The organism is Streptomyces sp. NPDC088746, from assembly GCF_044751065.1.
Classification (GTDB): domain Bacteria; phylum Actinomycetota; class Actinomycetes; order Streptomycetales; family Streptomycetaceae; genus Streptomyces.
In genome coordinates, this window is sequence record NZ_JBIVLA010000006.1 from 171,156 (window position 1) to 188,590 (window position 17,435).

The window sequence follows — 17,435 nt, forward strand, 5'->3', positions numbered from 1 at the left end:
ATGCGCATCCTCGTCGTCAACGTCAACACCACGCAGTCGATCACCGACTCGATCGGCAGGCAGGCGGCCGGTGCGGCGGCGCCCGGTACCGAGATCGTCCCCCTGACCCCCTCCTTCGGGGCGGAGTCCGTCGAGGGCAACTACGAGAGCTACCTCGCGGCGATAGCTGTGATGGAAGCGGTCCGCGCCTACCCGGAACCGTTCGACGCCGTGATCCAGGCCGGCTACGGCGAGCACGGCCGGGAAGGGTTGCAGGAACTGCTCGACGTACCCGTCGTCGACATCACCGAGGCGGCTGCGAGCACCGCACAGTTCCTCGGCCGCAGTTACTCCGTCGTCACGAGCCTCGACCGCACGGTCCCGCTGATCGAGGAACGCCTCCACACCGCGGGTCTCAGTGCGCGCTGTGCCTCCGTGCGGGCCAGCGGGCTCCCGGTGCTCGATCTGGAACGGGACGAGAAGGCGGCTGTCGACGCCATCGTGGAGCAGGCCGCCCAGGCAGTGGAGGTCGACCGGGCGGAGGTGATCTGCCTGGGATGCGGCGGCATGTCCGGCCTCACCGAGCGCGTCGTCGAACGCACCGGTGTCCCCGTCGTCGACGGTGTGAGCGCCGCGGTGACCATCGCCGAGTCCCTCGTCCGCCTCGGGCTGACAACCTCGAAGGTGCGCACGTACGCGCCGCCGCGTCCCAAGAGGATCGTCAACTGGCCCCCGTCGGCCCACTGACGCGGATCAGGCGGGGCGTGGAGCCGCGCACCTCGCCGACGCCCCCACCTCGCCGACGCCCCGCGAGTCGGTCCGCTGACGGTCCGCTCACGAGCCACGGACCAGGAGAGGGCACCATAGGTACGCGCACGCGCACGTCCGCGAGCGTCGCCATGGCGGCGGCGCTGACCTGCGTTTCCCTCACCCGTGTACCGGCTCTCCTGGATCGCCGCCTCCTTCACAGCGGCGCACCGACCGGCCCGCTCGTTGCGAGCCTGCCCCTGGGCCTGGCCGAGTCAGCCGTCCTCGGCAGGGTGTGGGCCTGCTGCTGCGCCGCAGGCCGCCAGGCCGCCAGGCCGTTGGGCGAGGTACGGCCCCCCATGCCTTCGCGGTGATCGAGCGGTGCACGTACGAGGCGGGTGTGCTCCAGGCGGTGCTCTTCTCAGCTGTGCTCGCCACCGGCGCGGTTCTGGTCCTCGCCCGCAGTCCGGCGGGCCGTATGCCCGTCGCCGCAGGCGGGCTCGGCGTCGTCCTCATGATCCTCAACGGCCTGGTGACGCGGACATCTACGCCTTCGCGCTCCGCATTCCGCTGATCCTGACCGGCGGTCGCGGCCGTCGTCACCACGGTCCGCGCCGTCCATCCGCCGGGTGACCCCAGCCGGGGGCCTGAACCCCCGGCCGGCAGCCTCTGGGCGTCAGCCGATGGTCACCACCCGCGCCCACGCGGGTGGCCCGTCCGGGGCGTATTCGGGATCGGACTCGTCGTAGGACGAGCCGCGGTTGTCACGGCCGAACAGGCCCACCACGGTCCGGCACGGCGGGCGCCGGGACGGCCACGGGGTCTGGCCGTCCGTCAGCATCACCACGACGTCCGGGCGCGGACGGGACTCCAGGGCGCGGGCGAAGCCCGTACGCAGGTCGGTCCCGCCCCCGCCGAGCAGTTCGACGCCCTCCGTGCCGCCGCACAGGGGCCGGACCCGGCCGGCCGCCGCGTCGCACGGCAGTACGCCGACGAGATCGCGGCGGCCGCCCACGGCCCGGGAGATCGCCGTCACCTCCAGCAGCGCGCTGCCCAGCTCCGCGTCGCTGACCGAGCCCGAGGTGTCGATCACCACGACGACCCGCGTCGGCCTGCGCCGCAGGCTCGGCAGGATCGCGCCGGGGACCGCCGCCGAACGGCGTGCCGGCCTGCCGTACACGTAGTCCTCGCCGGTGCCCGGCGCGGAGGCCGCCGACCGCACAGCTGCTCCGAGCAACTCCCGCCAGGGCTGCGGCGGGTGGAACGCCTCCTCCGCCCACCGCCGCCACCCCGCAGGCGCGCTCCCCGGACGGCCGACGATGCCCTGCGCCACCCGGAAGCGGACCGCGTCCCGTTCCTGCGTGCTGAGTCCGCGCGCCCCGTCCGGTCCCAGATCCCAGGGGCGCGCCAGGCCGTCGGCGCCGCTGCCGCACTCCAGCCACGCCAGGTGGGCCGTGTGCGGACCGAGCCGGAACTGGCGGAGGTAGTCCTCCATCAGCTCGCCGTCCTTCAGTCCGAGTGACCCCGGGCGGACGGCTCCTTCGGGCCCCACCAGCCCCTCACCGAAGATGTCGTCATTGATCTCGCAGTCGGCCGCGATGTTCATCCGCAACCGCTCCGCCCGGCCGCTCAGCCGGTGGCGGTGCGCATAGCGGTCGCTGCGCCCGTGATGGTCGCGCAGCAGGTGCGACACCTCGTGCACCCAGACACCGGCCAGCTCCTCCACCGGCGTGCGTTCGACGAAGGCGGGTGACACGTAGCACCGCCAGTACGGATCGACCGCCATCGTCGGTACGCCGCGGGACTCCACAGGGTGCAGGGCGAACAGTGCCGTCGCCAGGTACGGCCGCACCCGGGCAGCCTGGAGGCGGGCCGCGAAGAGCTTCCCGGTGTCCAGCCCGCTCTCGGGGACGCGGCCGGCGGGCCGGCCGGGGGCGGGCGCGTTCACCGGCCCACCCGTGTGACGTCGAGGGCACGGACCTTCGCGCGGTCGGCCCGCTGCGACACGGACACCGCCCCGGCGAGCCCTTCGATCGACACCGGCACCTCCCAGTCGTCGCGGCGCAAGGTCGCGAGCGTCCTCGCCGGAACGACCAGCAGGTCCGGAGCGCCGGTCTCCGCCGCCCTCGCCAACAGGGCCCAGGCGGCATCCCACCGGGCCCGCTCCGGACGCGTGCGGACCGCGGCGACCACCGCGTCCAGCGTCGCCTGCCGCAGGTCCCCGCGCTCCGGCAGCTCCGCACTCCCCGGATCGGCCAGCAGGTCCTCCGGATCAGGCAGGTCCATCCTGTCCAGGTAGGCCAGGAACTCCAGCCCGGGACCATCCCCCACCGTGCCTCTGACCAGCATCGACAGGACATCGCGCGAGGCACCGGCGGCGGTCGCGAAGGCGGTGAGGCACAGCGCCATGTCCCAGCTGCGTGGTGACGGCCACGCACCGCCGCGCCCGGCCTCGCCCGAGGGCAGCCGGTGGACCAGGGCGGGCCGCGCGCCCAGCAACCCGCACACCGCGCGGCGGGCGAACGCCACGGACTCGGGCAGGCTGCCGGCGTCGAGCACCGGCAGCGTGGCCCGGGGCCAGACTCCGCCGAGGCCCCGCACCACCACGTCGGTGTCGTGGACCCATTGCAGGTGGACGAACCGGTTGGCGAGCGGCGGACTCAGCTCCCAGCCGTCGGCGGCGGAGGACCGGGGATTGGCGGCGGCCACGATCCGTACGCCCGGCGGCAGGCGCAGGGCGCCGACCCGGCGTTCGAGTACGAGGCGCAGGAGTGCCGCCTGCACGGCGGGCGGGGCGGTGGACAGTTCATCGAGGAACAGCAGGCCGCGGCCCGCCCGCACCAGCCGTACCGCCCAGTCCGGCGGTGCCATCGGGACCCCGTTCCCGGCCGGGTCGTCCCCGATGACGGGGAGACCGGAGAAGTCCGAGGGTTCGTGGACGCTGGCGATCACGGTGGTCAGTGGCAGGTCCAGGGTGGTGGCGAGCTGGGTGAGCGCAGCCGTCTTGCCGATGCCGGGCTCGCCCCACAGCAGCACCGGCAGATCCGCTGACACGGCCAGGGTGAGCGCCTCCAGCTGGGGGTCCGGCCGGGGCGCGGTGGTCGTGTCGCGCAGCAGAGTCAGGAGTTCGCCGGACAGGTCGAGGCGGGAGGGCGGTGCGGAGGGAGTGAGGGCGTCGGACGGGCCCGGCGTTCCCGGGGCCCCGGAAAGCGAGGTCTCGGAAAGCGGGGTCCCGGGAGTCGGGGTCTCGGCGAGCGGGGTCCCGGAAGGCGCAATCTCGGAAGACGCGGTCTCGGGGAGCGGGGCGTACGTGGACATAAGGCATCACCTGTGGGGTCATCGAAGGCGGTAGGCGGTAGGCGATCGGCGCCCGGTGGTGAGGGCGCGCGAGGGCACGGCAGGGAGGGCGGCGGTCCCGCGGAACCGCCGCCGGAGGTCAGAGAGAGGCCACTTGCCGTGGTCGGGAGCGGTGGGTCGCGGGTCGGCGAGGCTTCTGTCCGGGCGGCTCCCGCCCGGGGCCGGTGAGACCGGCCCTGAACAAGCCATGGGTCACCCGCTGTCGGGCGGCATCGTGGAGGGCGTCGCGGAGGTCCCCGTCCCTCAGATGCGCCCCGGCGCCGAGCACGCTCTCGATACGGGCCAGGGCACCTGCCGCGTCCCCATGGGCCAGCCGGTCACGGACGTCGGTGAGGCAGTCCGGCCGGCGGTGCGCCACGTCGATGATCTGGAGGCAGGGGAGGGGCGTACCGGTGAGTGCGGCGAGCAGTTCCTCCCGCCGGATCTCGGCGGGATCGTGGTCCAGCGGGACCAGCACCCCGTCGACCAGGCCGATCCGGTGCCGGGCGCCCCGGCAGTCCACCAGCCTCGGCGCGGACCGCCCGTCCCCGTCCGCGGAGGGGCAGGCGGTGGAGCGCCGTGGTGTTCCCGGCTCCAGGGCCGCCGACACCAGTGGATGCAGCCGCTCGGCCGCGATCCAGCCACCGCGCAGCAGTTCGAGATCGGGCAGGACCCATGTGGCGGCGTCGGGCAGCACCGGAAGTCCCGCGCAGGCGCCCGCCCGTGCGGACACGGCGGACCGCACCTCGGCCGTCCTGCCGCCGCCCACGGCCGCCGCGGAGGCGCCCACGTCCAGGAGGAGACGTCTCCTGGCGCCGAGGCGGACCGCGACACGGCCCCCTCCCGGACGCCTCTCCGCCGTCAGCAACAAGGCCGCCTCGGCTGCCCACCGGCCGGACGCGAACCGCTCCGTGCCCGGCAGGGACGAGGCCCACCGCGGCGCCGGACCGCCGGTCAGGGAACGCTCGCGCAGTTCACCGCTGCGGCTCGCGTCCCACAGATGGCGGTGCAGATCCAGGCGGAACCGCCGGTCGGGGGGCCGGTAGCCGCGCGGTCCGGGCGACGCGGGGCCGTCCCACAGCGCCAGGCTGATCCGCTGTCCGGCATCCGCCCACGCGGGCGCGGTACGCGCGACGAGGTGGACCGGGCGTGCGCGCCCGGGATCGTCGTACCGGACGAGCGTGAGGGTCGTACCGGGTCGCAGGAAACCGTCAGGTGCGGTCCGTGGCATGTGCCACCGCAGCAGATCGGGTGCGAGCCGGCGCAGGTCCGCCCGGAGCAGGGCGGCCAGTTCGCCGCCATGGACGCGTCTGACGGTACGCAGGTCGAGGTCGACGTCGAATCCGGCGGCGGCACACGCCCCCGCCCAGTCGCCGGCGGTACGCCGGGCCGTTGCGGTCTCGATCACGGAGGGCGGCACGGCGATCTCACGCACGCGCAGCCAGAAGGAAAGGCGGGAATCCTCGAACGCGGTCTCGGTGAGCATCAGCACTCACCTTGCGCGGTCGGGACCCCCAATCTGCACACACATCGAGTAGTCATCGGCGGGAGCGTAACCCGGGCCCGCGCGGAGGGCCACACCTTTTCCGAACGGCGCCTTGCCGGGGCCCACGTACCCAAAAAACGGGCGGAGCCCCGGACTTGTGCCCGTCACTCGAAGAACTTGAGACTCCAGCCGGTGCTGGTCCCCGCGCCCGGGACGTTCGCGCGGCTGTAGGTGATGTCACCCCACCAGCTGAACGTACCCGTGTACCAGTACCGGTTGGCCCACGAGTAGGGCGTCCCCTTCGCGACCGCGTGGAACATCAGCGGGAACCGCGGGCCGGCCGGCGGGCTCGTACCGATGTCGCCGTCGAGCAGGACGAAACTGTGGTGGCCGGGTCCGTCGACGTACAGCGTGGGATCCCAGCCGGACATCATCGTCGCGCGGTTGGAGCCGAAGAGGCAGCCGTTCGACTTGTACCAGTCCCAGACGTACGTCGGGTCGCCGCCGGAGCGGAGCCTCAGGTCCGCCAGGCAGTACTGGTCGCTCCAGCTGCCGTTGGCGGAGTACACGATGTGCAGCTGTCCGTTCGGGTCCTTGACCGCCTCGGGCGCCTCGTTGATGAACGGGTTGCCGACCACCCGCTCCCAGCTCTCCCGGGGCTGGGAGATGACGTACCGCGCGCCGGTCGGTGTGGTCGGGCTGCTCATCCTGGTGATGTAGAGGTTCTGTTCGACGTCGGTGTCGCCGGCCCAGCCGGACCAGACGAACCAGCGCTGCCCGCCGAAGGTGAACAGGGTGCCGTCGATGGCCCATTTGTCGTCGGCGAGCGCGAGCTTCGTCTCGGCGGTGTAGCCGCTGTCGGGTGAGGCCGAGCTGATGACGTACATCCGGTGGGCCGCACCTCGCCCGGCCGCGAAGTAGACGTAGTAGCGCCCGCCGTCCCTCATGATTTCCGGGGCCCAGACCTCCCCGAGGCCGCGGGAGTCCGACCAGACCTGGCGGGCGGGGGCGGAGGCGAGGGCCTCCGTCGACGGGGCCTGACGCACGGCGATGCCGTCACCGGTCGACTGCACCGAGACGTACGTACCTCCGACACGGATCACGCTGGGGTCCGCGGCCCGCAGGCCGGTCTGGCCGGCGTGCGCGGACTCGGCGGAGGAAAGCGACATCGCTGCGGCGAGCACGACGGACAGCACGAAGACGGCGACACCCGAGAGGCGACGAGAAAGCTGCATCATCCCGCTCCATGGTCGGCCACCGCGCCGACGCGGCACCTGGGCGGGGAGGTCGGCACAGCAGGCAGGGGCTGTTCAGGACTGTGTGTGGAGACGGCCGCGGTGAAACCTCGGCCGCAGCGGAACGCCGCTTCCCACCGACATGTACATCGATGCAAAGAGCGCTCTCTCAGCATTGCGAGCGATCCTGCACATGTCAACAATGCGGAGTGGGTGGGTGTGGTGCCGCGACGTGCCTGTCGGCGGTCCGCACCGACGGCCGGGTCGGGGCCGGACCGGGAGGACCCCTCATGTATTCAAATGGTTCAGATTGAACAACTCCCCGCCGTTCGGCTCCATTCGGGCGTGGTGTGCCCGAGTTGCGGGAGGTGACGCTGGGGCCAAAGGTGGTTATGACTCCCCGAAATCGAGCCCGTTGAACTGTGGATCTCCGGACCCCGGGCCGACACGAGCGGATCCAGGGCGGAACGACGCGTCCCGAGCATCTGGAGCCATGATGCCCAAAACCTCCCGGCGGCCCGTCGCCCGCCTTGTCGGTGCGTCCTGCCTGGCTGCCGCATTCACCCTGCCAGGCGCGACCGCCGCTGCGGCAGAGCCTCACGTCGTCACCGGTGCCCTGGCCGGGACACCGGCCGAGCCCACACCCCCGCCCCCACCGCCGAGCCCGCCCGAACCGCCGCCTCGTCCGCCGAACCCGCCACCGGAGACCCCGCCGCCTGCGGACACGCAGCCAGCCACACCGCCCTCGGCCGAACAGCCGACGGCGTCGGACGTCCCACCGCCCCCGGACGGGACGTCGCAACCGGAAGAGCCCGGGGAGCTGAAGGCGGAGGCGGAGAGGCAGGCAGCGCAAGCGCCCGAGGAGGTACGGGAAGAGGTGAGGGAAACCCTGGCCAGGATGATGGATCTCATCGAGGATCCACATGCGACGCCGGAGGAGCGCGCCACCTACGCGAACATCGTCGGAGGGATCACCTCGACGCTGCAAGCGATCCAGGATCCGCATACGTCGCCGGAGGACCGGGCCGCATTCACACGGATCGTGAAGGCGATGACCGCGGCGCTGGACCCGCCGCCATCGCCTCGGTCCCCGCAGTCGCAGGCGCCGCAGGCGCCCAAGTGGCTCGTGGCGGACGCGGGGCAGGTCGGCGCGGGGCTGAAGGAATTCCACTCCTCGCAGTCGACGCCGGATGATCCGAAGGATCGAAAGAGGATCCAGAAGACCATCGAGCAAGCCTGCGACGCGCTGCGGACGGCCCGGGACCCGGAAGCGTCCCGGGAGGAGCGGGATGAGGCACTCGAGAAGGTGAAGGAGCGGATCGAAGCGCTCGGGAATCACCAGTACCTGGAATTGATGAAGGAGATCAAGCGGTACAAACCGTCGACGGCGTGCGTCGAGACGGTCGAGAACCGAACGCGTCAGGTCGGTTGGTCGGACGGATCTCTCTGGGGCCTTTCCGATCCGTCGTGCGCTGCCGCGTTGGCTGCGGGTGCCAGCGAAGAGAGCACGGAGTGGCACACGCTGTGGGTGTGCGTGCAGCGCGACCCGTTCTCTTCGTGTGTCGAGCACATCCCCGAGGACTGACAGGGTGCGGCCACATCCCCGAGGACTGACAGGGCTGCGGCCGCAGCCCCAGAAACCGCCGAGGACTGGAGCGGCCTCAGCGCTGCGAAAGGGGCAGCCCGCGCGCTCCCTCGAGTTTCGCGCCCGTGAGGCGTACCCCGGTCAGCTTCGCGCCGGTCAGATCGGCGCCGGTCAAATCCGCGTCGCTCAGGTCCGCACGGGTCAGGTCAGCCTTTGTCAAGTCAGCGAAGGCCAGGTTCGCGTAGGTCAGACGCGCGTCAACGAGGTTCGCGCCGTTCAGGTCGGCCCCGGTCAGGTTCGCGCCGTTCAGATTCGCGGTGCGGAAGGTGGTGCGCTCGAGGATGGCACTACCCAGCACGGCCCCGTTCAGCTCCGCGCCCGTCAGGCGTGCTCCGGACAGGTCCGCACTGTTCAGTTCCGCCTTGTTCAGGTTCGCACGCGTCAGGTCCGACCCGGTCAGGGAAGCGCCCGACAGAAGCGCGCCGGCCAGGCTGGAGCGGCGGAGGACGGTTCTGGTCAGGTTCGCACCGGTCAGGTCCGCGCCGTCGAGGTCCGCGCTCGTCAGGTCCGCCTCCTGGAAGATCATCCCGGCGAATCCGCTGCCGCCCTGCCCGGATCGCAGCCCTCTCAAGTCGGTGCGGTTCACGTCCAGCCCGAAGGTCTCCACGTCGAGCGGCCGTTTGGCCAGGACGCCCATCGCCGCCTCGATATCGGTCGGCGGGGCGGCCACCGGCGCCGCGGACCGCTGCCTGTCGGCGCCGGCTGCCGGCAGGGGGGCGTGCCGCCGTACGTACGCGGTCAGGACCGAAACGACTGTGGGGTGGTCGCGGACGGAGTCCTGCATGATGCGCTCCAGACCGTAGACACCACCCAGGCGCACGTCCACGGAATCCGATCCCAGGTTGGTGATCGCGGCGTTGAACCGGTTGGTGATCTGCCCCTGCTCACTGATGCGCAGTTGCTTGTTGGCCTGCCCCACCTGCATCCAGGTGAACAGCAGGGCGGCCAGCGCGGCCAGTCCCGGCAGGCTGACCACCACCAGTCCGAGCCGGTCCAGCCCGCCGCGGGCCTCGGGGTTGCTCGCCTCGGCCTTGCGTCGTCGTCGCCGGCGACGGCGCCCAGCGGCGCGCCGAAGGGCAAGCCGTCGGAGCTGTCTTGCGCCGGATTCCTTCTTCATCGTCCCCATGGCACGCCATCGAGGGGATGCGACTACGAAGCCACACCGCCAGGACACACGAACGGGCGCGCACAACCCACGATGTGCGGGGCCGGTCCGGAACGGGTGCCGGGGGCGTTCGTCGCATCGGTCACCCGGCGGTTCCGGTTTCCGCGGACCGCGCCAGGATCCGGCGGGCGCGCTCCAGGACCGGCTTGTCGACCATGTGTCCGTCGACGGTCGTGACGGCCTCCCCGGCGCCCAGGACCGCCCGTGCCCAGTTCAGTTCGCTCTCCGTGGGGGCGAAAGCGGCGGCTGCCGGGGCGATCTGCGCCGGATGGACGCAGAGCTTGCCCGAGAAGCCGAGCCGGCGGGCGTGTGCCGTGTCCGCGGCCAGCGCGTCGGTGTCCCGCACCGCGGTCGTGACGCCGTCCACCGGTGGGCTGATACCCGCCGCCGCCGACGCCAGGACGAGGCGGGAGCGGGCGTGGGTCAGGGCGAGGGTGTCGTCGTGGGCGACGCCGAGCTGCGCGGCGAGGTCCACGTTGCCGAACGCGGCGCGGACGACGCCCGGTACGGAACACACCTCGTACGCCCGCTCGGCGCCGAGCGCCGTCTCGATGAGGGCGATCAGGGTGCAGCGGACGGCGATCTCCGCGAGGACCGCCGGGTCCTCGGCCTTCGGCACCATCACCGGGCAGCCGAGACCGGCCGCCATGCGCAGGTCCGCCTCGAACCACGGGGTGCCGGGCGCGTTGACGCGTACGACCGTACGGTCGCCGACCCCCGGCCACCCGGCGGCGGCCCGGCGGGCCCGGTCCTTGTCCTCGGCGGCGACCGCGTCCTCCAGGTCCACGATGACGAGGTCGGCGCCGGAGCTCGCAGCCTTGTCGAAGCGGTCGGGACGGTGGCCCGGTACGAAGAGCAGGGTGCGGGCGGCCGCGATCCGGGTGTGTGTGTTCACGCGAAGGTCACCTCGGCGGTGGCGTGGCACGCGTCGCGGTGGGTGGCGGTGCGCAAGTGGGCCCCTGCGCCCGAGAGGCCGCCCTCCGCGAGGAGGTGCTCGCCCGCGAACGCCGGCCGCAGCAGCTTGAAGGAGAGTGCGCCCACCCGGCGGCCGGGTGCCTCGCGCCTGACGACCTCCAGCATGAGCAGGGCGAGCAGCGGGCCGTGGACGACGAGACCCGGATAGCCCTCCGTGTCACGGCAGTACGGGGCGTCGTAGTGGATGCGGTGCGCGTTGGCCGTGAGCGCGCTCAGCCGGAACAGCAGCGTCGGGTCCGGTTGGAGGCGGAGTTGCCAGGGTTCCTCCGCGGCCGGGGCCGTACGGTCGTCGACGGCGGCCGGGTGCAGTCCGCTGCCGCGCCCGGACCGGTAGACGATGTCCTGTTCCTCGACCAGGCAGGTGCGGCCGAACTGACGGAACTCCTGGCGCTCCGTCACGAAGAGCAGCTCTCCGCTGCGGCCGTGTTTCGGCGTCACCGAACCCAGGCTGCTGACGCGTTCGGCCGGCTCGCCCAGGCGCAGGGGCCGGACGTACCGGCAGCGCCCGCCGGCGAACATGCGCTGGCGGTCGGGGAGCGGCGGGAGGAAACGCGCGTCGCGCAGGTGCCCGTCGGGGCCCAGTTCGTGCTGGGCGGGCCAGTGCAGGAAGTGGAACCACTGCCACAGCGGCGGCAGGGGGTCACCGGCCTCGGCGGCCGGTCGGGGCAGGTCGAGCAGGGCGGAGACGGCGGCGGTGGGGCCCGGGTCCATCGGGTCGTGGGCCGTGACGGGTTCCGGGTGCCAGGTCTCGACGTAGGAGCTGAGGGGGGCGGGCTGCATGGATCGGACCTCGGGTTTCACGCGAGTGGTGCGGTCCTCGACGGTCGCGGGGCGCCGGCGGGTGCCTCGGTGACGTCGAGATGGGAGGCGCGGGACGGTTCCCGTACGAGAAGGGTCGCCAGGAAGGTCAGGCCGACGCATCCGGTGACGTACCAGAAGAAGAGGTTCTCCCGGCCGCCGTCCTTCAGGGCGAGCGCGATGGGCTCGGTCAGCCCGCCGAAGGTGGCGGTGACCAGGGCGTGCGGCAGGCCGACGCCGAGGGCGCGGACCTTCGTGGGGAACATCTCCGCCTTGATGATGGCGGCCAGGGCGGAGTAGCCGGTGACGAAGGTCAGGGCCACGGTCATGAGGAGGAAGGCGATCCAGGGATTGCTGGTGCGGCCGAGGAGCGTCATGAGCGGAACCGTCAGCAGCATGCAGCCGCCGGAGAAGGCGAACATGACGGGGCGGCGGCCGATGCGGTCGGACAGGGCGCCCACGGCGGGCTGCATCAGCATGTAGACGAACAGCGCGGCGAAGCCGATCAGGGTGACGGTCGACTGGGGGATGCCGGCGGTGTTCACCAGGTACTTCTGCAGATACGTCGTGTACGTGTAGAAGGCGACGGTGCCGCCGATGGCGAGGCCGAAGACGGCGAGGAGCTGGCGCGGATACTCGGCGAACAGGGCGACGAGGCCCTTGCGTTCGGGGGCGCCGGGCTCGGCACGCTGCCTGGCGGTGCGCGCCTGCTCCTTGGCGAAGTGCTCGGACTCCTCCATGCTGCGGCGCAGGTACATCACGACCAGACCGGCCACGGCGCCGATCACGAAGGGGACGCGCCATCCCCAGTTGTGCAACTGGTCCTCGGTGAGCAGGTTCTGCAGGACGATCGCCACGAGGAGCGCGGCCAGCTGGCCCATCACGATGGAGACGTACTGGAAGCTGGAGTAGAAGCCGCGTCGTCCCGCGGGGGCGACCTCGGAGAGGTAGGAGGCGCTGGAGCCGAACTCCCCTCCCACGGACAGGCCTTGCGCCAGCCGGGCAAGGATCAGCAGGGCAGGCGCCCAGAGGCCGATGGCCTCGTGTCCGGGGGCGAGGGCGATGGTCAGGGATCCGGCGCTCATGAGCGTCACCGACAGGGTCAGCGCGCGGCGCCGGCCGAACCGGTCCGCGTACGCGCCGAGCAGCCAGCCGCCGAGTGGGCGCATGAAGAAACCGACGGCGAAGACGACGGCCGTGGAGAGCAGCTGGGCCGTCCGGTCGCCCTCGGGGAAGAACACCGACGCGAAGTAGATGCTGAACGTGGCGTAGGCGAACCAGTCGTACCACTCGACGAGGTTGCCGAGACAGCCGCGTACGACGTTCGCGGTGACGCGGGACCGGTCGGGGGCAGGGGGTGCGGGTGTGCGGCTCTGGGGCATGAGGAGCTCCGTTGCTTTCGTCGCCCAGGTGGTGCTGCGGCTCGGGCGGCCCTTCGGCGCGGGAAAGGGGTCGGCGGTGAGTAGCGTGTCGTGCGCCGAGGGCTCCCGCCGGAGGGGCGGTGGCCTGGAACCGGCTCGTCCGTGGCGTCTCCAGGTGCTCGGCGGCTCACGTGCCACACATCATGAGCGCTGATCGGCACGGAAGAACAATAGAAATCCGTGATGCGTGCATGACTCGGCCGCATGACGGGGCCGCCCTTGCCCCACGGCCGCCGGGCCGGGCGGATCCGGGGCCCGCTCAGCCGAGGAACTCGCGGACCAGCGCGCCGGCCGTCTCCCGGCACTCCTCGAAGTAGGCGTGCCGGGCGCCGGGGAGGAGACGGGCCGTGGCGTCCGGGATGCGGGCCGCGAGCAGCCGGGCGTTCTCCGGCGGGGTGAGCCGGTCCTGGTCGCCGTGGAGGACCAGCGTGGGGGCGGCGACGGAGGGGAGCGCGTCCCACGCGTCGTGACGGTTACTGGCGCTCAGGTGCCCGCGCCGGGCGTGCGGCGGCATGTGGGGATCGCCGAGCGTTCCGTACGGGCCGGGGTGCCGGGCGATCCAGCCGGGGGTGTACATCAGCTCGGTCAGAGTCTGCCGTACGGCGTCCGGGTCGGGCAGGGCCAGGGCCCGGCGCACCGAGGCGTCGCGTCCGACGGCGGCCGGCCCGCCCGGCGAGGTGCATCCGAGGACGAGGCGCCGCACCCGGTCGGGGTGGCGGGCGGCGACCCACTGGGCGACGCGGCCGCCCATCGAGGTGCCGTACACGTCGGCCCGCTCGATGCCCAGGGAGTCGAGGACGGCCACCACGTCGCCAGCGAAGCGCGGGGTGGAGTAGCCCTCCCGCGGCGCGTCGCTCGCGCCGGTGCCGCGGTAGTCCATGGTGATCGTGGAGCGGCTGCCGTGGAAGTCCTCGCGTACGCCGTCCCACCAGTGGTGGTTGTTCGCCTGCCCCGCCAGGAGGACCAGCGGGAGGCCGGTGCCGCGGCGCTGGTACGCCACCGACACACCGTCGTCGGTCCGTACGAAGGCGTCAGGGCGTCGTTCATCGGTGTCGGTCACGGGAGTCCTCTCAGGGGCGTGGGGCCGGCCGGCCCCGGTGTATGCGGTGCCGCCGTCAGGCGCCGGTGCCGGAGTCGTCCGGTGCGGGCAACTCGGCCGAGGGCCACCGCCCCTGCGCCACGGCCGCGTCGATGCGGCGGGCCAGGTGGCCGGCGACGACCTCCACGGCCGGCGGGACCCTTCGGTACCGGGGGGTGCCCAGGACGATCTGCCGCCACACGTCGGGTTCGCACAGCGGCGCCGCGCTGAGCGTGCCGTTCGCGACGTCCTCCGCGATGCCGACGCCGGGCAGGACGGTCCACCCGTGCCCGGCCAGCACCAGCTGCTTCTGCACGCGCATCGCGTTGGTCTGTACGGCGATCTCCATCGTGCTCCCGGACCGGGCCGCCGCCGCGTCGATCAGGGTCCGCAGGGCATGGCCCGCCGCGGGCATCACCAGGGGATGCGCCGCCACGTCGGAGAAGGCGACCGGGCGGTCGGCACGCAGCCCGGCCGCCGCGGGGGCCACCGCCCACAGACGCTCCCGCACCAGCGGGCGGGCGTTGAGGGAGGGGGAGCTGTCCAGGTTGTACAGCAGGGTCAGGTCCAGGTCGCCGTCGTCGAGCCACTGCTGGAGATGGCCGGAGTAACCCGTCATCAGCCGTAGTTGCACGCCTGGGTGGGCCGCGCCGACGGCCGACACCAGCGGCTCGGCGAGCAGGTCGCTCGTGCTCTCCAGCAGCCCGACCGTGACGATGCCCGTCACCTCTCCGGGGCTGGGCTGCACCTCGGCGCGCGCCCGCTCCAGCTCGTTCAGGGCCCGGCGCGCCCGGTCGACCATGATCCCGCCGGCCTCGGTGGGCCGCATGCCCTGTCTGGTGCGCTGGAAGAGCGCGACACCGAGCTCCTCCTCCAGGGTGCGGATCTGCCGGGTGACGGCCGGCTGGACCAGGTGGAGCAGCTCGGCGGCGCGCGTCACGCTGCCCGCCTCGGCGACCGTGATGAGTGCCTTGAGCTGCTTGACGTCCATGGTGCGTCCCTCTTCCGGCATCCGCGGCCCGCATGGCAGCATCACGGATTGTTATTTCCCTTGGCTTCACATGAAAGCACATGATGATACTTCCGCTCGGGTCACCGACATCTCCGGAGGACAACGCATGGCCGAGAACGCATCGCCCGCCGATGACCTGCCGCTCTCCGGCATCACGGTCGTGAGCATCGAGCAGGCGGTGGCCGCTCCCTTCGCCACCCGCCAGCTCGCCGACCTCGGAGCTCGGGTGATCAAGGTGGAGCGCCCGGGCGAGGGTGACTTCGCGCGCCGGTACGACACCACGGTGCACGGTCAGTCCAGTTACTTCGTGTGGCTGAACCGGTCCAAGGAATCGGTGACCCTGGACCTCAAGTCGGTCCAGGGTCGGGAGGTCCTGGAGGAACTCCTCGCGCGGGCGGACGTGTTCGTGCAGAACCTGGCGCCCGGCGCCGCCGCCCGCATGGGCCTGGGCGCCGACGCCCTGGCGCAGCGGTTCCCGTCGCTGATCCCGTGCTCGGTCACCGGCTACGGATCGAGCGGACCGTGGGCCGACCGCAAGGCCTACGACCTGCTGGTGCAGTGCCAGACCGGTCTGGTCTCCCTGACCGGCAGCGCCCAGGAGGCCGCGCGCGTCGGGGTGTCCGTCGCCGACATCGCGGCCGGCATGTACGCGTACAGCGGCATCCTCACCGCGCTGTTCACGCGGGCGACCCGCGGGTCCGTACGCGCCGTGGAGGTCTCCCTCTTCGAGGCACTGGCCGAGTGGATGAGCCAGCCCGCCTACTACACGGCGTACAGCGGCGCGCAGCCGCCCCGGGTCGGCACCCGGCACGCCACCATCGCCCCGTACGGCACCTACACCGCGGCCGACGGCAAGGACGTACTGCTCTCCGTGCAGAACGAACGCGAATGGGCGGCCCTCTGCGAGAAGTTCCTCGGCGACCCCGGGCTCACCGACGACCCGCGCTTCGCCGGCGGGCCCGCGCGGGTGAGCCACCGCGAGGAGGTCGACGCACTCCTGGCCGGGCGGATCGCCGCCTCGGACAGCGGTGAGGTGATGGAGCTGCTCGACGCCATCGGCATCGCCAACGCCCCCGTCAACGACGTGAAGCAGTTCCTGGAACACCCCGTGCTGTCCGGCCGGGACCGCTGGCGGGAGGTGTCCGTACCCGGCGGGGAGACGATGTCGGCCCTGCTGCCGCCCGTCGACCTGGCCGGCACGACCCCGCGCATGGGCGCGGTCCCCGCAGTCGGCGAGCACACAGAACCGATCCTGGCCGAGCTGGGCCTCACATCCGCGCGGATCGACGCCCTGCGGGCCGACGGCGCCATCTGACCACCCGACACGCGAGCAGGACCGCGGCGAGGAGGCCGCCCCCACATGAGCACCCTCGACATCCTTTCCGAGGACGAGCAGTTCATCGTCAGCACGGTGCGCGACTTCGTCGACAAGGACATCAAGCCCGTGGCGCGGGAACTCGACCACGCCAACACCTATCCCGAGGCCCTCATCGAGCAGATGAAGGGGCTCGGGATCTTCGGCCTCGCCGTCCCCGAGGAGTACGGCGGCACACCCGTGTCGACCCCCTGCTACGTCCTCGTCACCGAGGAACTGGCGCGCGGCTGGATGAGCCTGGCCGGCGCGATGGGCGGACACACCGTGGTCGCCAAGCTGCTGCTCCGCTTCGGCACCGAGGAGCAGAAGCGGCGTTACCTCCCGCGGATGGCCACCGGCGAGATCCGGGCCACCATGGCCCTGACCGAGCCGGGCGGCGGCTCCGACCTCCAGGCCATGCGCACCGTCGCCCGTAAGGACGGCGAGGGGTATGTGGTGGACGGCGCGAAGACCTGGATCACCAACTCCCGCCGCTCGCAGCTGATCGCCCTGCTGTGCAAGACGGACCCGCAGGCGTCCCCGGCGCACAAGGGGATCTCCATCCTGCTCGTCGAACACGGACCCGGACTGACGGTCTCCCGCGACCTTCCCAAGCTGGGCTACAAGGGTGTGGAGAGCTGCGAGCTGTCCTTCGAGGGCTACCGGGCACCGGCCGACGCGGTGCTCGGCGGGACCGAGGGCAACGGATTCGGCCAGATGATGAAGGGCCTGGAGACCGGCCGCCTCCAGGTCGCCGCCCGCGCGCTCGGCGTCGGCAGGGCCGCGCTGGAGGACTCCCTCGCCTACGCCCAGGAGCGGGAGACCTTCGGGAAGCCGATCTGGAAGCACCAGTCCGTCGGCAACTACCTCGCCGACATGGCGACCTCACTCACCGCCGCCCGCCAGCTCACCCTGTACGCGGCCCGAGAGGCGGACGCCGGACGGCGCGTGGACATGGAGGCGGGCATGGCCAAGCTCTTCGCCTCAGAGACGGCGATGCAGATCGCCCTCAACGCCGTACGCATCCACGGAGGTTACGGCTACTCGACCGAATTCGACGTGGAGCGCTACTTCCGTGACGCCCCGCTGATGATCGTCGGCGAGGGCACCAACGAGATCCAGCGCAACGTCATCGCGAGCCAGTTGGTCAAGCGGGGAGGGCTCGACTCCTGAACGCGAGGCGGCCTGACCGCGACCGCCCACG

14 protein-coding genes are annotated in these 17,435 nt (G+C 72.2%); 4 read left to right on the top strand and 10 right to left on the bottom strand.

The window, feature by feature from the left end:
- On the top strand, positions 1 to 726 hold the full coding sequence (locus ACIP63_RS25900) for an aspartate/glutamate racemase family protein (protein ID WP_401519943.1): 726 nt from the start codon (positions 1 to 3) through the stop codon (positions 724 to 726).
- A gap of 676 nt (positions 727 to 1,402) precedes the next feature.
- Here the strand turns inward: ACIP63_RS25900 and ACIP63_RS25905 are convergent.
- From ACIP63_RS25905 to ACIP63_RS25920, 4 genes are all read right to left on the bottom strand, one after another.
- A complete protein-coding gene (locus ACIP63_RS25905; protein WP_401519944.1) occupies positions 1,403 to 2,674 on the bottom strand; it encodes a VWA-like domain-containing protein in 1,272 nt (423 codons plus the stop codon).
- Entirely contained in the window at positions 2,671 to 4,044 is a 1,374-nt protein-coding gene (locus ACIP63_RS25910; RefSeq protein WP_401519947.1) for an AAA family ATPase, read from the bottom strand. Before ACIP63_RS25910 ends, ACIP63_RS25905 begins: the two co-directional genes overlap by 4 nt.
- Before the next feature lie 118 nt (positions 4,045 to 4,162).
- Positions 4,163 to 5,548 (bottom strand): hypothetical protein, encoded by a 1,386-nt coding sequence (locus tag ACIP63_RS25915; protein WP_401519950.1) that lies wholly within the window; start codon positions 5,546 to 5,548, stop codon positions 4,163 to 4,165.
- A gap of 164 nt (positions 5,549 to 5,712) precedes the next feature.
- Positions 5,713 to 6,783: a glycoside hydrolase family 43 protein gene (locus ACIP63_RS25920; protein ID WP_401519953.1), complete on the bottom strand. Its 1,071-nt coding sequence runs from the start codon at positions 6,781 to 6,783 to the stop codon at positions 5,713 to 5,715.
- Positions 6,784 to 7,681: 898 nt separating this feature from the next.
- Between ACIP63_RS25920 and ACIP63_RS25925 the strand changes: the two genes are divergently transcribed.
- Entirely contained in the window at positions 7,682 to 8,368 is a 687-nt protein-coding gene (locus ACIP63_RS25925; RefSeq protein ID WP_401519955.1) for a hypothetical protein, read from the top strand.
- Positions 8,369 to 8,444: 76 nt separating this feature from the next.
- On the opposite strand, the gene ACIP63_RS25930 is transcribed toward ACIP63_RS25925, so the two are convergent.
- From ACIP63_RS25930 to ACIP63_RS25955, 6 genes are all read right to left on the bottom strand, one after another.
- A complete protein-coding gene (locus tag ACIP63_RS25930; protein ID WP_401519957.1) occupies positions 8,445 to 9,545 on the bottom strand; it encodes a pentapeptide repeat-containing protein in 1,101 nt (366 codons plus the stop codon).
- A 130-nt stretch (positions 9,546 to 9,675) separates the two neighbouring features.
- Positions 9,676 to 10,488, bottom strand: a complete 813-nt coding sequence (locus ACIP63_RS25935; protein WP_401519960.1) for an HpcH/HpaI aldolase/citrate lyase family protein — start codon at positions 10,486 to 10,488, stop codon at positions 9,676 to 9,678.
- A complete protein-coding gene (locus ACIP63_RS25940) occupies positions 10,485 to 11,348 on the bottom strand; it encodes a hypothetical protein (RefSeq protein ID WP_401519961.1) in 864 nt (287 codons plus the stop codon). Before ACIP63_RS25940 ends, ACIP63_RS25935 begins: the two co-directional genes overlap by 4 nt.
- Before the next feature lie 17 nt (positions 11,349 to 11,365).
- Positions 11,366 to 12,748, bottom strand: coding sequence for an MFS transporter (locus ACIP63_RS25945; RefSeq protein WP_401519964.1), 1,383 nt, complete (start codon positions 12,746 to 12,748; stop codon positions 11,366 to 11,368).
- Positions 12,749 to 13,046: 298 nt separating this feature from the next.
- Positions 13,047 to 13,847, bottom strand: coding sequence for an alpha/beta fold hydrolase (locus ACIP63_RS25950; protein WP_401519966.1), 801 nt, complete (start codon positions 13,845 to 13,847; stop codon positions 13,047 to 13,049).
- Between the two features lie 55 nt (positions 13,848 to 13,902).
- Positions 13,903 to 14,856: a LysR family transcriptional regulator gene (locus ACIP63_RS25955; protein ID WP_401519969.1), complete on the bottom strand. Its 954-nt coding sequence runs from the start codon at positions 14,854 to 14,856 to the stop codon at positions 13,903 to 13,905.
- Between the two features lie 127 nt (positions 14,857 to 14,983).
- Here ACIP63_RS25955 and ACIP63_RS25960 point away from each other — a divergent pair, with 127 nt between their 5' ends.
- Both ACIP63_RS25960 and ACIP63_RS25965 read left to right on the top strand, forming a co-directional pair.
- The gene (locus tag ACIP63_RS25960; protein ID WP_401519972.1) at positions 14,984 to 16,192 is read left to right on the top strand and encodes a CaiB/BaiF CoA transferase family protein; all 1,209 of its coding nucleotides are present in this window, start codon (positions 14,984 to 14,986) and stop codon (positions 16,190 to 16,192) included.
- A gap of 45 nt (positions 16,193 to 16,237) precedes the next feature.
- Positions 16,238 to 17,404, top strand: a complete 1,167-nt coding sequence (locus ACIP63_RS25965) for an acyl-CoA dehydrogenase family protein (protein WP_401519975.1) — start codon at positions 16,238 to 16,240, stop codon at positions 17,402 to 17,404.
- Positions 17,405 to 17,435: the final 31 nt, after the last annotated feature.

Excerpts from the sequence above, each read along its gene's own strand:
- ACIP63_RS25920 (WP_401519953.1), bottom strand. The coding sequence starts at position 6,783 with ATGCAGCTTTCTCGTCGCCTCTCGGGTGTCGCCGTCTTCGTGCTGTCC.
- ACIP63_RS25960 (WP_401519972.1), top strand. The coding sequence starts at position 14,984 with ATGGCCGAGAACGCATCGCCCGCCGATGACCTGCCGCTCTCCGGCATC.
- ACIP63_RS25900 (WP_401519943.1), top strand. The coding sequence starts at position 1 with ATGCGCATCCTCGTCGTCAACGTCAACACCACGCAGTCGATCACCGAC.
- ACIP63_RS25925 (WP_401519955.1), top strand. The coding sequence starts at position 7,682 with ATGATGGATCTCATCGAGGATCCACATGCGACGCCGGAGGAGCGCGCC.
- ACIP63_RS25930 (WP_401519957.1), bottom strand. The coding sequence starts at position 9,545 with ATGAAGAAGGAATCCGGCGCAAGACAGCTCCGACGGCTTGCCCTTCGG.
- ACIP63_RS25910 (WP_401519947.1), bottom strand. The coding sequence starts at position 4,044 with ATGTCCACGTACGCCCCGCTCCCCGAGACCGCGTCTTCCGAGATTGCG.
- ACIP63_RS25945 (WP_401519964.1), bottom strand. The coding sequence starts at position 12,748 with ATGCCCCAGAGCCGCACACCCGCACCCCCTGCCCCCGACCGGTCCCGC.
- ACIP63_RS25965 (WP_401519975.1), top strand. The coding sequence starts at position 16,238 with ATGAGCACCCTCGACATCCTTTCCGAGGACGAGCAGTTCATCGTCAGC.
- ACIP63_RS25915 (WP_401519950.1), bottom strand. The coding sequence starts at position 5,548 with ATGCTCACCGAGACCGCGTTCGAGGATTCCCGCCTTTCCTTCTGGCTG.
- ACIP63_RS25955 (WP_401519969.1), bottom strand. The coding sequence starts at position 14,856 with ATGGACGTCAAGCAGCTCAAGGCACTCATCACGGTCGCCGAGGCGGGC.
- ACIP63_RS25940 (WP_401519961.1), bottom strand. The coding sequence starts at position 11,348 with ATGCAGCCCGCCCCCCTCAGCTCCTACGTCGAGACCTGGCACCCGGAA.